The organism is Tahibacter harae (assembly GCF_024437735.1).
Classification (GTDB): Bacteria; Pseudomonadota; Gammaproteobacteria; order Xanthomonadales; family Rhodanobacteraceae; genus Tahibacter; species Tahibacter harae.
In genome coordinates, this window is sequence record NZ_JANFQO010000013.1 from 51,770 (window position 1) to 65,280 (window position 13,511).

Consider the following 13,511-nt stretch of genomic DNA (forward strand, 5'->3'; position numbering starts at 1 on the left):
CGGAGTGACCGGGCCGCTGTGCTTTGCTTTCCGGTCGCGAACGGCCCGGCGATGAGGCAGTCCGCCGAAGGGCGTCGCAGTTTCACATCTGCGCCTCGCGGCGTTCGCCCGTCCGGTTTCAGTACGTAAGCACCTTTCAGCCGCCCGCGTAGGGGGAAAAAGCCTGCTCGCCCGTCCAGTCAGCGGTGATTTCAGCGTGAAGGACGCGGCTGGCCCGCATGCTGCAAACGCTGTCGCGGCTGCCGGCCGGAGTCACATGAGGAAACTGTGAACCAGGTCCGTGACTTCCGCGACGCTGTTCAGCGACAGTTTTATCCCGTTAAGGAATAATTAATTCGCGTTTTATCATGAGACTGGATCGCGGTCTGGTCGGGGCAATTAAGAATAAGTCGTAACCTCTTGAAAAAAGAGGGATTTAACATGTCACAGAATTTGCTGTTACTGGTCCTGAGTTCCGCCGTCCTGATTGCGCTGTTTTCGGTCAAGCGCATCCCGGAAGGCACTGTCTACACCCTGCGCCGCTTCAACGGCCAGGCGCGCACGCTGCAGCCCGGCACCCATCTCATCTGGCCGCTGCTTGAGCGTGTAGTCCACCGCATTTCCCTGACCGGCCACGTGCTGCCCCTCGACGAGCTGTTCCCGCTGCACAGCGGCAGCGCCCGGCTCAGCGGCAAGATCTACTGGCAGGTGCTGGATGCGGCCCGCGCCGATGCGCTGATCGACCGCGCCGACGAACTGATCCGCGCCCGCGCGCTGAACGCCGCCCGCGCCGTGGACAACCCGGCCGAGGAAACCACCGAGGCGCGCAACAGCAGGCTCAAGGCCGCCCTCAACGACAGCCTGCGCGACGTCGGCATCGTCGTCACCCGGGTCCAGATCGCCCTGGCCTGAGGCCCGCAAGCCCGCCGCGGCAGCGTTTCCGCTACCTCTTCGAGACCCGCCACGGCGGGTCTTTTTGTGTCTGTGACTGGATTTTAGCCACCGCGGCCCGGATACTTGCCGGCCTTTTCGATACGGACGGCCTGCGATGGCGGAACGTGATCGGCTGCGTCACCGGCTCGATGAAGGCCTCGCGGCCCTGGGCCAGGATCTGCCGGCAGCGCTACGTGAGCGGCTGATCGACTATGTCGAGCTGCTGGCGCGCTGGAACGCCGCCTACAACCTGACGGCGGTGCGCGATCCGGGGGAGATGGTGCATCGCCACCTGCTCGATTCGCTGGCGATAGCGCCTCACGTCAGCGGCGCCACGCTGGCCGACCTGGGCAGCGGCGCCGGCCTGCCGGGCATTCCCCTGGCGCTGGTCGCGCCGGAACGCCAGGTGACCCTGGTCGATTCCAACGGCAAGAAGGCGCGGTTCCTGCGCGAGGCCGTGCGCACGCTGAAGCTGGCCAATGTGCGCGTCATCGAAGGCCGCGTGCAGGATGTGCCGGGACAATTCGATTGCATCACCGCGCGCGCGTTTGCCACGCTCGCGGACATGCTGAACTGGGCCGGCGGACTGCTGGCCGAGGGCGGCAGCTGGCTGGCCATGAAAGGCCGCCTGCAGGAAGAAGAAATCGCGGCCTTGCCGGCCGGGTTCCAGATAGCCCGGATTCTGCCCTTGCAAGTGCCGGGCAGCGAAGGCGAACGCCACCTCATCGTTGTACGCAGGGCTTGAACAGACCGGTTTTCCCATGACGCGCATCATTGCCATCACGAACCAGAAGGGCGGAGTCGGCAAGACCACCACCGCCGTCAATCTTGCCGCGGCCCTGGCCGAGACCCGGCGCAAGATCCTGCTGGTCGACCTCGATCCCCAGGGCAATGCGACCATGGCCTCCGGCGTGGACAAGCGCCAGGCCAAGCCCAACGGCTACGAAGTGCTGCTGGACGAGGCGCCGATCGAACGCGCCATCGTCACCACCGAGGCCGGCTTCGACCTGCTGCCGGGCAGCTCCGACCTGACCGCGGCCGAACTCAAGCTGATGGACGCGCTGGCGCGCGAGAGCCGCCTCAAGGAACAGCTGGCCAAGCTCGGCGACACCTACCACACCATCCTGATCGACTGCCCGCCGACCCTGCACCTGCTGACCATCAACGCGCTCAGCGCGGCGCACGGCGTGCTGATCCCGGTGCAGTGCGAATATTTCGCGCTGGAAGGCCTGGCCAGCCTGCGCGAGACCATCGAGGCCGTGCGCCGCCGCCTCAACCCGCGGCTGGAGATCGACGGCCTGCTGCGCACCATGTACGACGTGCGCAACAACCTGGCCAACGAAGTCTCCGCCCAGCTCACCAAGCATTTCGGCGACAAGGTGCTGCGCTCGATCATCCCGCGCAACATCCGCCTGGCCGAGGCGCCCAGCCACGGCAAGCCGATCAACCTGTACGACCGCGAATCGCGCGGCGCCATCGCCTATCTCGGCCTGGCCGGCGAGATGCTGCGCCTGGAGCGCGGCGCGGCGGCGGCCCAGCAGCACCACTGAGGATCATCATGTCGGCAGCCAAGAAACGGGGACTGGGACGCGGCCTGGACGCGCTGCTGGGCAGCCTGGAACCGGAGACCGCCGAGGCGGCCGACGGCGCCAGCGCGCTGCGCCAGATCGCGGTCGGCAAGATCTTCCCCGGCAAGTACCAGCCGCGCCAGACCATCGATCCGGAAAAACTCGAAGAACTGGCCGCCTCGATCAAATCCCAGGGCGTGATCGAACCCATCGTGGTGCGTGCCGCCGGCGACCGCTTTGAACTCATCGCCGGCGAACGCCGCTGGCGTGCCACCCAGCTGGCCGGCCTGAGCGAGATCCCGGCCCTGGTGCGCGAAGTCGACGACCGCGCCGTCGTCGCCATCGCCCTGATCGAGAACATCCAGCGCGAGGAACTCACCCCGCTGGAGGAAGCCCAGGCGCTCAAGCGCCTGATCGACGAATTCGATCTCACCCACCAGCAGGTCGCCGACGCCGTCGGCCGCTCGCGCGCGGCGGTGTCCAACCTGCTGCGCCTGATGGAGCTGCCGGCCGAGATCAAGCAGCTGCTGGAACACAAAAAGCTGGACATGGGCCATGCCCGCGCCCTGCTCACCCTGCCCGAATCCCTGGCCCTGGGCCTGGCGCGCCAGGCGGCCGAACACGGCTGGTCGGTGCGCGAGCTGGAAGACGCCGCCCGCGCCGCGCAGACCGAGCCGCGCGTGCTGGCAGCCAAGCCGGCCGCGCCGCCGCGCGATCCGAATGTCGAATCGCTGGAGCGCGAGCTGTCCGACCGCATCGGCGCCCGCGTCGCCATCACCCACGCCCGCAACGGCCGCGGCAAGCTGACCATCCGCTACCACAGCCTGGAAGAACTCGACGGCATACTCGCGCGCATCAAGTGAGCGCCGTTGTCGTGGCCGCGTGAAAGGGATTCGCCGCAGCGAGGGTCTATATGCGGGTGAGCAGCCGACAACGCCAATTCGACGCCCTGGTCCGGGCGCACAGCGGCGATCTGTACCGCTACGCCTATTGGCTGTGCGGCGATTCCGCCCTGGCCCAGGACCTGACCCAGGAAGCCTTCCTGCGCGCCTGGCGCTCGCTGGACAGCCTGCGCGAGACGGATGCGGCCAAGGCCTGGCTGATCACCATTCTGCGGCGCGAACACGCGCGCCTGTACGAACGCAAAAGCTTCGACACCACCGACATCAGCGAGCTGGAACTGGACGACCGCGATCTGCTGACCCCCGAACAACTGGGCGAGGACTCCATCGTGCGTGCGGCCATGCTGCAACTGGAACCCAAATACCGCGAACCGCTGCTGTTGCAGGTGCTGGGCGGCTTCAGCTGCGAGGAGATCGCCAGCGAGCTGGGCCTGGGCGCCGCCGCGGTGATGACCCAGCTGTTCCGCGCGCGGCAGAAGCTCAAGAGCCTGCTCGGCGGCGAACGCAGCGAGGCCAGCGCATGAACTGCCTGGAATACCGCCGCCTGCTCGCCAGCGACCCGCGCCGCGAAAGCGCGGCGATGCAGGCGCACCGGCGCGAATGCTCCGGCTGCGCCGCGCACCATGCGCGCGCGCTGGGCTTCGAACTCGCGCTGAAGCGCTCCCTCAGCGTGCCGCTGCCCGACGGCCTGGCCGAACGCATCCTGCTGGCCCAGACCACGGCCGAGCGCGGCAACCGCGGCCGCAGCCGGCGCCGCCTGGGCTGGATCGCGGCGGCCGCGGTGCTGCTGGCCGTCATCGGCCTGGGCAGCTATCAGCTGCGCCTGTTCTCCGCCCTGCCGGAACAGCTCATCACCCACCTCGGCCACGAGCCCGAATCCCTGCTCACCCGCGCCGCCTTGCCTGAGAAGGACGTGCTGCAGCGCTTCACCCAGCGCGGCGTACGTCTGGCCGGGCCGCTGCCGGCCGGTATCAGCTATGCCCAGCCCTGCCCGGTCGGCCTGCTGCCGTCGGTGCACATGGTCATGCCCGAGCCGGAAGGCCCGGTGACCGTGTTCTTCCTGCCCAGCCACCAGGAGCGGCGCGGCGACTACAGCCGCGGCAGCATGCGCGTGCGCGCCGTGCCCATGGCCGGCGGCACCCTGGCCCTGGTCGCCGCCGATGACGGCCGCTTCGACGCCCTGGAAAGCAGCTGGCGGCGCAGCCTGGAAGGCGAGGCCGAAGTCGCCGCCGGCAGCCGCTGAGCCCGCGCCTCCGCAGCGTTTGGGCCTGGGCGGCGCTCCGGCGATAATGCGCGCCGCATACGCTCCCGGATTCCCCGCAATGCCCCAGCTATCCGTCGTCGTGCCGGTGTTCAACGAGCGCGACAATGTAAAACCGCTGATCGACGAGATCGTCGCCGCCCTGCGCGGCCGGCAGGATTTCGAGATCGTCTACGTCGACGACTGCAGCAAGGACGACAGCCTGGCCGTGCTGCAGGGCCTGCGCCCGGCCGTACCGGAGCTGCGCATCATCAGGCACATTTCGCAGAGTGGACAAAGCACGGCGGTGCGCAACGGCGTCAAGGCCGCGCGCGGCGCCTGGATCGCCACCCTCGACGGCGACGGCCAGAACGACCCGGCCGACATACCCAAGCTGATTGCCGCGCGCGACGCCGGCCCGGCCGACGTCAAGCTCTACGCCGGCTGGCGCATCAACCGCCAGGACACCGGCAGCAAGCGCTGGGCGTCGAAGATCGCCAACGCGATCCGCTCGCGCCTGCTGCGCGACTCCACCCCGGACACCGGCTGCGGCATCAAGCTGTTCGAGCGCGAAGCCTTCCTGGACCTGCCCTACTTCAACCACATGCACCGCTACCTGCCGGCGCTGATGCAGCGGTCCGGCTGGAAGACGGTCAGCGTGCCGGTCAACCACCGCGCGCGCGGTGCGGGCGTGTCCAAGTACAACAACCTCAACCGCGCCCTGGTCGGCATCGCCGATCTGCGCGGCGTGGCCTGGCTGATCCGCCGCGCCAAGCGCACTGCGGTGGAAGAACTGCAATAACCAGCCTGCGCAGCGGCCAGCGGCGAATTCGTGCTGGCCGTGGACCGCGCGCGCAATGCCAGCAGCGGCATGTACCTGATCCGGTTCGCCGTGCTGGACAGCGGCTCCTGCGCGCCGCCGTTCGCCCGCCTGGCAGACCCGGATCTGCCGGGAGCCGCCCGCGGCGATAGCGGCCGCCACGGCGCGGAGCCCGCCGCGCCGGGGCTTCAACCCCGCCACCGCTGCGCCATCCGTTGCAGCGCTCCGGCCCGGTTGGCCGGCGGCCGCGCCGCTTTTCGCCCACGGCGCGCCATTCGCCGGCCCCAGCATGACCGGGCCGCAACCACCAAAAACAGAGGGGAGTCAGTCCATGAAATACCTGCTGGCCGTCACCGGCCTGCTGTTGGCGCCGTTCGCCCAGGCGCAGAACTGGAACCAGCTGCTGGGCGCCGCGCCCGGCCAATCCACCCGGCTGGCCGCAAGCCAGGCGCTGGACAACAGTGCCGACGGCAACATCCACGTACAGACACTCAGCACCGCCGGCAGCACGGCCACGGGCCGCCTGTACGCGCTCAACAGCAACGGCGCGCCGCTGACCGCGCTGACTACCAGCGCGCTGCAGCCGGCCAATGCCAGCACGGTCGCGCAGGCCGTGTCCGCGCGCAACGGCTACCGCGTCAGCTGGTATGACCGCGCCTACGGCGGCGGCGCGGTGCAATCCACGTTCTATTCCTACTTCCCCGGCCAGGCCGTACACGAGCGCGTCACCGGCGTCAGCGGCCAGGCCGTCTTCGCTGCCAGCGACGGCAACGGCAGCGCGCTGGTGGTCTACGAGGATCCGCAGTCCTACCAGCGACCGCGCATGCTGCTGATCGGCGGCCCGCAGTTCGTGCTCTGGTCGCGCATGACCGGTGGCTGTCCGCTCAACGATTTCCAGCCCGCCCGCATCCTCGCCGCCGATTTCCAGCCCGCGCCGGTGCCGCGCCTGACCGTGGTCGCGCGCTGCGAGGACACGCCGGCCAACGGCGGCGGCCAGATCATGGTGCGCAGCGTGGATCTGGCCGACGGCAGTACGCTGAGCAAGCGCCACAGCTGGCCCTATGCCGACAGCGCCGCGCCGGTCATCGGCGCCCGCGCGATAGGCCAGGGCCGCTTCGTGATCGAGCAGGCCGACAGCGCGAGCGGCGAACACGTGGCGCGCGTCATCAGCATCGACGGCGAGGAAGACCCGCTCGCCATGCCGGGCCAGTTCCGCCTGCAGGACACGGTGCGCTTCCCCGGCGGCGCGCTGATCCCGACCATCGACGACGTGCGCAAGAACCTCGGCCTGCTGGTATTCGACGCCCAGCGCAACGACTGGACGGAGCTGCCGGAACTGGCTGATCTGGCCCGCACCCCTCTGGCCTGGGGCGCCACCGCCGCCGGCAGCATGGCCGTGGCCTACAGGCAGGCCCAGCCCGACCAGCGCGGCCCGGTGCAGCTGCGTGTCCTGAACAGCGCCGGCCGTGTGATCGCCAAGCGCGCCCTTGCCTATGCCAGCCAGGCCCAGGGCCGCATCGAGCTGCGCGGCCTGGCCGACGGTAGCGAGGCGTTGCTGCTTGCCGCCGATGTGGAACAGGCCGACGGCAGCGGCGCGGTCTACGTGGAGCAGTTCGTACCCGAGGGCGACGGCACGGGCGAGATCGAGATGCCTGTGATCGACCTACCCCGGCATTGAGGCAGTCCCGCCGACCCTAGACCATGGTCGGCGCCGTACCCAGCCGTCCTACCCATGGACGGCGGATCCGGCCGGCTTATGCTGCGGGTTTCCGCCCCGGGAGCACGCAGCATGTCGCGATTGGCCCTAGCCTTGCTACTCACCCTGCCGCTGGCTGCCGCCGCGGCCGACCGCGTCACCGGAAAAGCCTTCGCCACGCGCTCGGAAGTCATCGCGCCGCACGGCATGGTAGCGACCTCGCAGCCGCTGGCGACCCAGATCGGACTGGACATCCTCAAGCAGGGCGGCAGCGCGCTGGATGCGGCCGTCGCCGCCAATGCCGCCCTGGGCCTGATGGAACCCACCGGCAACGGCATCGGCGGCGACCTGTTCGCCATCGTCTGGGATGCGAAGACGCGCAAGCTCTACGGCTACAACGGCTCGGGCCGTTCGCCGGCGACGCTGACGCTGGAGTATTTCCAGCAGCAGGGCATCACGGACATCCCGCCCACCGGGCCGCTGCCGGTCTCGGTGCCGGGCTGCGTCGACGCCTGGTTCGCCCTGCACGACAAATTCGGCCGCCTGCCGATGAAGAAGCTGCTGGCGCCGACCATCGCCTACGCGCGCGACGGTTTTCCGGTCAGCGAGCTGATCGCCTGGTACTGGCAGCGTTCGGTGCCGCGCCTGTCGAAATATCCCGGGTTCAAGGAACAGTTCACCCGCGACGGCGTGGCGCCGGCCAAGGGCGAGCGCTGGCGCAATCCGTATCTCGCCGACACCCTGGAGGCCATAGGCAAGGGCGGCCGCGACGCCTTCTACAAGGGCCGCATCGCCGGGACCATCGGCGACTACATGAAAGCCAACGGCGGCTTCCTCAGCGCTGCCGACCTCGCTGCCCACCGCGGCGAATGGGTGGAGCCGCTGTCGACCAACTACCGCGGCTACGACGTATGGGAACTGCCGCCCAACGGCCAGGGCGTGGCCGCGCTGGCCATGCTCAACATCCTGGAAGGCTACGATTTCAGCAAGATTCCTTTCGGCAGCGTGGAGCACGTGCATCTGTTCGCCGAGGCCAAGAAGCTCGCCTTCGCCGACCGCGCCCAGCACTTCGCCGACCCGGCCTTTGCCAAGCTGCCGCTGAAAGGCCTGATCGCCAAGGACTACGCCGCCGAGCGGCGCAAGCTGATCGGCGATACCGCGGCAAAATCGGTGGATGCCGGCCATCCGCCGCTGGACGAGGGCGACACCATCTACCTGACCACGGCGGACAAGGACGGCAACATGGTCTCGCTGATCCAGTCCAACTACCGCGGCATGGGCTCGGGCATGACCCCGCCGGGGCTGGGCTTCATCCTGCAGGATCGCGGCGAGATGTTCGTGCTCAAGCCCGGAAATGCCAACAGCTACGCCCCGGGCAAGCGGCCCTTCCACACCATCATCCCGGCCTTCGTCACCAAGGGCGGCAAGCCCTGGCTCAGCTTCGGCGTGATGGGCGGCGCCATGCAGCCCCAGGGCCATGTGCAGATCGTGATGAACCTGATCGACTTCGGCATGAACCTGCAGGAAGCCGGCGACGCCCCGCGCATCCAGCACGACGGCTCCACCGAACCTACTGGCCAGGCCACCGCCATGAGCGACGGCGGCGAGATCAACCTGGAAACCGGCTACAGCTGGGAAACCGTGCGCGGCCTGCTGCAGAAGGGCCACAAGGTCACCTATGCCGATGGCCCCTACGGCGGCTATCAGGCCATCGCCTGGGACGAGAAGAACCAGGTCTGGATCGGCGCTTCGGAAAGCCGCAAGGACGGGCAGGCTGCGGGCTACTGAATGCCGCGGCGGCGCCGGACCTGATCATCTTCGCCGCCGGATTGCGGTAGTGAAGAAGAGCAGAGTCACGCGGCGGCTGTATTTGGGATCGGCCGTCCGTGCCCGCCGGCACGGAGGCCGGCCTGACTCTGCCCCTTTCCTTGCCGGAGTGATGGCCATGTTCACCCGAATTGCCGCTGGCGTACTGCTGGCCCTGCTGATGGATGCCGCCCCGGCGCAGGATGCGGCGGCGGCTGAGGATGCTACGGCGGTCGAAATGGAACTTGTTATCGCCGAAGCCAAGGCTATCCTGCAATCCCTTCCTAGGGTGTACGAGATAGCCGGGCCGGTCTTTCGCGATCTCAGCGTCAGCACCGCGCCGCGCGACTGGATGCTGGCTTCGCAGCTGCAGACGCTGCTGGATCCGCTCGATCCCGCCTACAGTGGCAAGGTGCGCGCCGAACTGCTGCGCAACGCGGCGGCGGCGGCGCCGGACGATGCCCTGGTACAGTGGGTGGCGATGACGGCCATGCCCGGCGACGGCGGCAAGGTGGGCTGCGCCGCACCCGCCGGCCTGCCGGCCAACATAGACAACGTGCTGCGCCTGGAAAGCGACAACGGCCTGGCCTGGCTGCCGGTGCTGAGCCACGCCTACCAGAACGACGACGCGCTGGGCATGGACGCGGCGCTGGCGCGCATGGCCGCGGCCGAGCGCTTCGACGATCACGTAGATGATTTCGCCAAGGTACTGGCGCAATTCCATGCGGACCATCCGCAGTTGCTGCAGACCCTGAGCAAGATCGTGCGGGAGGCGGATCCACGCCAGCCGCCGCAGGAACCCGGCGACGAAGTCTCGGCAGAGGCCTTCGGGATCATGGAGGCGGAGAGAGTTTCTCCCTACCCGCTCCTGCTGCTGAGCGTCTGCGGCGGCGATCCGCAGTCGACGCCGTTGCAGCCCACGCGGCGCGCGATCTGCGCCGATGTGGCCCAGCGTATGCTGCGCCTGGGCAAATCGTCGGATCTACAGACGGCGGGACTGAGCCTGCTGCATCAGCTCGGCGAGCGGGATACGGCGGCTGAAGCCGCCGCGCGGGAATACCAGTGGCTGACTTCGGTGATTTTCCAGAGCCCCGACGTGGACAATGACGTCGCCGCCGAATGGCTGCGCAGCGGTAACGAACAGCAGGCAATGCGCACGGTTGCCCAGGCCCGCGGGCTGCCGCTGACGCCGCCGCCGTTCTGGCAGCCGGAGGAGCTTTCTTACGATCCGGATGACGACGCCCTGGACGCGGACGAGGAAGCCGCGGACGCCGCCGCCGGAGAAACTGATGCGGAAGCCGACCCATCCGCCGCCGCGCCCCCGGACGAGCGATTCTGACCAGGCAGCCGTACTGGCGGCATTGACGCCCTTTGCTGCCGGGCGGCCAGGCGGCAACGCGTGCGCCCACGCGGGACAGCCGCAAACGCCATGGCCGGGGATTGTCCGGCCGAACCAGCGCCCGGGCCCATGACAACGGGCGCTGTCGTCGGTACCTGCCGCGCTTGCGCGGCTGCCGCAGTTCCTGATCATCTTTTCCGCCGCAATCCGGTTGGACATAAGCGGAGTAGCACGGCGGTCGAGCGGGCCAGCCGTGAGGGCTGGAAGGGAGGCCAGCCTGACTCCGTATCTCGTCCAGGCGGTGGCCGGTGAGGTCTGTCCAGGCAGATCGGCGCCGCACGGGCGCCGCCGTACCGCGCCGTGTAACCCGCAGCGCGAAGACAGGTTCATCCCGCCTATGACCCACGCACCATCGCCATTGCCGGCAAGGCCGGGGATGCGTGACGTCGCAGGCTGCCGGCCGTGCCGTCAGCCCGGCAGCCATTCCCTGTTGGCCACCCAAATCGCGACGGCTGCTGCCATGAGCCTGCATCGCCTGCTGCGCGCCGGCCTGGGCCGGCGTGTCGCCCCGGTTGCATCAGCGAGCTGGGCGCGGCTGCCCGCAGGCGAATACCGCCGTATCCGCCGCAACGCGACCGGCTGCAATTTGCAGCCTTGTTGACACGGTGTACCCTCAGCCTGGGCCGTTTGCCCGGCGCGAGGACGCTTCGATGCTGAAAGTCCTGATTGCGAGTTGCAAAGGCGGTTGCGGCAAGACCACGCTGGCGACGCATCTGGCGGCGCACTACGCGGTCGAGGGCAGGAACACCGTGCTGGTCGACTGCGACCGGCTCGCCTCCAGCCGGCACTGGTGCGAACGCCGCGCCGGCCTGGCCAGCGCGGTACTGCCTATCGACGGCACCCGGCGCAACTGGCGCGAACGCCTGCCTGATGGCGTGGAGCGCGTCATCGTCGATACCCCGGCCGGTTCCAGCGCCGACGACGTGGAAGCCCTGCTGGATTTCGCCGACGCTGTGCTGATCCCGGTGCTGCCGTCCCCGTTCGACCTGGAAGCCTGCGCCCCCTTCGTCGCCGCCGTGGCCGAACTCGGCCGGATCAAGCGCGGCAAGGTCGCCGCCGGCATCGTCGCCAACCGCCTGCGGCCGTGGACCCACGCCAGCCAGGCCGCGCTGGAACAGATGCAGGGCTTCGCCCTGCCGGTGATCGCCAAGCTGCGCGACACCCAGGGCTACGTCGCCGCGACCGGCCTGGGCAAGAGCCTGTTCGACTACCACGCCGAGACCGTGCGCTCGCACCAGGACGACTGGAAGCCGCTGCTGAAGTGGCTGAAGAAGGTTTGAAGGCGGGAATCCGGGGCTGCAGATCCGGCATTCGTGACCGCGGTGCCGGGTGCTGAGCGGTTGCGCTTCTGCGTTGCTGCCACGTTGCGGCTTCACCAGTCCCGAAACCCGGATCTCCCATCCCGGGGCGCCCTTCGCGCAATCCTCACCGCGACCCGTCACACTGCGGGCATGCGCCGGATCGCCCGCGGTTTCGTTCTGCTCATCAGTCTGTTTGGCGGCGCCGCCCTGGCGCAGGACCCGCTGCCGGCCGTGCGGGAGAAGCTGCGTGTCGAATTCGCCGGCCTAGCCGGCTCGCGCAAGGTGCCGGGGTTGTCCGTCGCCCTGGTCGTGGACGGCCAGGTGCGCTGGATCGAGAGCTTCGGCCATGCCGATCGTGCCAGCCGCCGCGCCCTGGGCAATGACACCCGGCATGCCCTGGGCGACCTGAGCAAACCCTTCATCGCCGCGCTGGCGCTGCAACTGGCCGCCGCGGGCAAACTGGAGCCGCAGGCGCCGGTCACGCGCTACCTGCCGGATTTGCAGATCGCCGGCGGCGAGATGCAGGCCGTCAGCCTCGACCGCCTGCTCAGCCACCATGCGGGCCTGCCGCCGAACCAGCTCGCCGGCATGTACCGCGAAGCGGGCCAGCCTGCGCCGGCGCGCTCGCCGCCGGCCGAGGCGCTGTATTTCACCCAGCCGCCGGGGACGAGCTATGCCTATTCGAATATCGGCATGGAACTCGCCGCCCAGGCCCTGGCCGCGGCCGGCGGCGCCGGCTACGCGCAATTGCTGCAGGATCGCGTGCTCACGCCGCTGGGCCTGGACGGCGCCGGCTTCGTACCGCGCGAGGACGACGCCCGCGGCCACCGCAAGGGCCGTCCGGTCGCGCCGCTGCTGGCGCGCGAACAGGCTGCGCTGGGCCTGCGCGCCAGCATCGCCGACCTGGCCCGCTTCGCCGCCAACCTGACCGCGGCCGAGCCCGCCGTCGACCTCGCCGCCCTGTTCCGGACCTACAACGGCGACAGCGTGCTGGACCTGGACTACCGCAACGGCCTGGCCTTCTCCCTGTTCGCCGACCAGCGCAACGAGGTCGGCACGGTGGCGCGGCTGGTGTCCGAATTTCCCGGTTTCCGCGGCCGCCTGGATGTCGCCCTGCGCCAGCGCGTCGCCGTCATCGTGCTCGCCAACGGCGACGAAGCCGGCGAGGCGGTCAATGAAAGCACCGACAGATTGCTCGACGCCTGGCTGCAGGCGGCCCACGGCATTGCCCCGCGCCAGCGCAACGCCACGCTGCCGGAGGTTGGCGAATGGCCCGGGGCCGCGCAGCGCGACAGCCCGGCGCGCTACTACTCCAGCGCCGCCGGCCTGATCGCGCTGACGCCGGACGGCGAGGATCTCGACGTGCGCGTGCTCGGCCTGCGCCTGCGCGCCGAACGCCGCGCCGACGGCTGGTACCGGCTGCATCTGCGCCTGCTCGGCCTGCCGCTGGATCTGGGGCCGCTGCGCCGGATCCTGGTGGCGCCGGCCGTGCTGGCCGAGCGCCGCGTGCTGATGCTGTGGAGCGCGCGGCGACGCTTCCTGATCGGCACCGCCTGGCAGCCGCCGGCGCTGGATGCTTCGTTCCAGGCCCTGGCCGGGTCGTACAAACTGCTCAATCCGGACCGCCTCAGCGGCGAGCTGGGCATTGCCGGGATGCGGCTGGAACTGCAAGACGGCGTGCTCTGCGCCACCTATCCGCTGGATATGCCCCTGCTGGAGGCGCGCGTGCCGCTGCAGCCCGAAGGCCCGGACATCCTGCGCGTGCCCGGCCTGGGCTGGGCCACCGGCGAGCGCCTGCGCGTGGAGCGCGGCGGCGGACGTGTGCGCCTGCATTACTCCGGCTATGTTTTCGAACACGAATGAGTGT

Annotated in this window: 12 protein-coding genes; all 12 read left to right on the forward strand. The window is 69.3% G+C overall.

Annotated elements, in window-relative coordinates; genetic code table 11:
• Window positions 1-420 precede the first annotated feature (420 nt).
• The 12 genes from NM961_RS14490 (at window position 421) to NM961_RS14545 (ending at window position 13,507) form a co-directional block, all read left to right on the forward strand.
• The gene (locus tag NM961_RS14490) at window positions 421-891 is read left to right on the forward strand and encodes an SPFH domain-containing protein (RefSeq protein WP_255915116.1); all 471 of its coding nucleotides are present in this window, start codon (window positions 421-423) and stop codon (window positions 889-891) included.
• Between the two features lie 136 nt (window positions 892-1,027).
• Window positions 1,028-1,657: a 16S rRNA (guanine(527)-N(7))-methyltransferase RsmG gene (gene rsmG, locus NM961_RS14495; RefSeq protein ID WP_255915117.1), complete on the forward strand. Its 630-nt coding sequence runs from the start codon at window positions 1,028-1,030 to the stop codon at window positions 1,655-1,657.
• A gap of 16 nt (window positions 1,658-1,673) precedes the next feature.
• Entirely contained in the window at window positions 1,674-2,462 is a 789-nt protein-coding gene (locus NM961_RS14500; RefSeq protein WP_255915118.1) for a ParA family protein, read from the forward strand.
• Between the two features lie 8 nt (window positions 2,463-2,470).
• Window positions 2,471-3,343, forward strand: coding sequence for a ParB/RepB/Spo0J family partition protein (locus NM961_RS14505; RefSeq protein ID WP_255915119.1), 873 nt, complete (start codon window positions 2,471-2,473; stop codon window positions 3,341-3,343).
• Between the two features lie 50 nt (window positions 3,344-3,393).
• A complete protein-coding gene (locus NM961_RS14510) occupies window positions 3,394-3,906 on the forward strand; it encodes a sigma-70 family RNA polymerase sigma factor (protein ID WP_255915120.1) in 513 nt (170 codons plus the stop codon).
• Complete coding sequence (locus NM961_RS14515; RefSeq protein ID WP_255915121.1) at window positions 3,903-4,625, forward strand: DUF3379 family protein; 723 nt, start codon at window positions 3,903-3,905, stop codon at window positions 4,623-4,625. Before NM961_RS14510 ends, NM961_RS14515 begins: the two co-directional genes overlap by 4 nt.
• Before the next feature lie 46 nt (window positions 4,626-4,671).
• Window positions 4,672-5,424, forward strand: coding sequence for a glycosyltransferase family 2 protein (locus NM961_RS14520; RefSeq protein ID WP_255915122.1), 753 nt, complete (start codon window positions 4,672-4,674; stop codon window positions 5,422-5,424).
• Between the two features lie 349 nt (window positions 5,425-5,773).
• On the forward strand, window positions 5,774-7,120 hold the full coding sequence (locus NM961_RS14525) for a hypothetical protein (protein WP_255915123.1): 1,347 nt from the start codon (window positions 5,774-5,776) through the stop codon (window positions 7,118-7,120).
• Window positions 7,121-7,231: 111 nt separating this feature from the next.
• Window positions 7,232-8,926: a gamma-glutamyltransferase gene (ggt, locus tag NM961_RS14530; RefSeq protein WP_255915124.1), complete on the forward strand. Its 1,695-nt coding sequence runs from the start codon at window positions 7,232-7,234 to the stop codon at window positions 8,924-8,926.
• Window positions 8,927-9,083: 157 nt separating this feature from the next.
• Window positions 9,084-10,283: a hypothetical protein gene (locus tag NM961_RS14535; RefSeq protein ID WP_255915125.1), complete on the forward strand. Its 1,200-nt coding sequence runs from the start codon at window positions 9,084-9,086 to the stop codon at window positions 10,281-10,283.
• Window positions 10,284-10,993: 710 nt separating this feature from the next.
• The gene (locus tag NM961_RS14540; RefSeq protein WP_255915126.1) at window positions 10,994-11,623 is read left to right on the forward strand and encodes a nucleotide-binding protein; all 630 of its coding nucleotides are present in this window, start codon (window positions 10,994-10,996) and stop codon (window positions 11,621-11,623) included.
• Window positions 11,624-11,794: 171 nt separating this feature from the next.
• Window positions 11,795-13,507, forward strand: a complete 1,713-nt coding sequence (locus NM961_RS14545) for a serine hydrolase domain-containing protein (protein WP_255915127.1) — start codon at window positions 11,795-11,797, stop codon at window positions 13,505-13,507.
• The last annotated feature ends 4 nt before the right edge of the window (window positions 13,508-13,511 follow it).

Coding starts and splice junctions, on each gene's coding strand:
- NM961_RS14545 (WP_255915127.1), top strand. CDS start 11,795: ATGCGCCGGATCGCCCGCGGTTTCGTTCTGCTCATCAGTCTGTTTGGC.
- NM961_RS14490 (WP_255915116.1), top strand. CDS start 421: ATGTCACAGAATTTGCTGTTACTGGTCCTGAGTTCCGCCGTCCTGATT.
- NM961_RS14500 (WP_255915118.1), top strand. CDS start 1,674: ATGACGCGCATCATTGCCATCACGAACCAGAAGGGCGGAGTCGGCAAG.
- NM961_RS14505 (WP_255915119.1), top strand. CDS start 2,471: ATGTCGGCAGCCAAGAAACGGGGACTGGGACGCGGCCTGGACGCGCTG.
- NM961_RS14535 (WP_255915125.1), top strand. CDS start 9,084: ATGTTCACCCGAATTGCCGCTGGCGTACTGCTGGCCCTGCTGATGGAT.
- NM961_RS14540 (WP_255915126.1), top strand. CDS start 10,994: ATGCTGAAAGTCCTGATTGCGAGTTGCAAAGGCGGTTGCGGCAAGACC.
- NM961_RS14525 (WP_255915123.1), top strand. CDS start 5,774: ATGAAATACCTGCTGGCCGTCACCGGCCTGCTGTTGGCGCCGTTCGCC.
- NM961_RS14520 (WP_255915122.1), top strand. CDS start 4,672: ATGCGCGCCGCATACGCTCCCGGATTCCCCGCAATGCCCCAGCTATCC.
- NM961_RS14515 (WP_255915121.1), top strand. CDS start 3,903: ATGAACTGCCTGGAATACCGCCGCCTGCTCGCCAGCGACCCGCGCCGC.
- rsmG (WP_255915117.1), top strand. CDS start 1,028: ATGGCGGAACGTGATCGGCTGCGTCACCGGCTCGATGAAGGCCTCGCG.
- NM961_RS14510 (WP_255915120.1), top strand. CDS start 3,394: ATGCGGGTGAGCAGCCGACAACGCCAATTCGACGCCCTGGTCCGGGCG.
- ggt (WP_255915124.1), top strand. CDS start 7,232: ATGTCGCGATTGGCCCTAGCCTTGCTACTCACCCTGCCGCTGGCTGCC.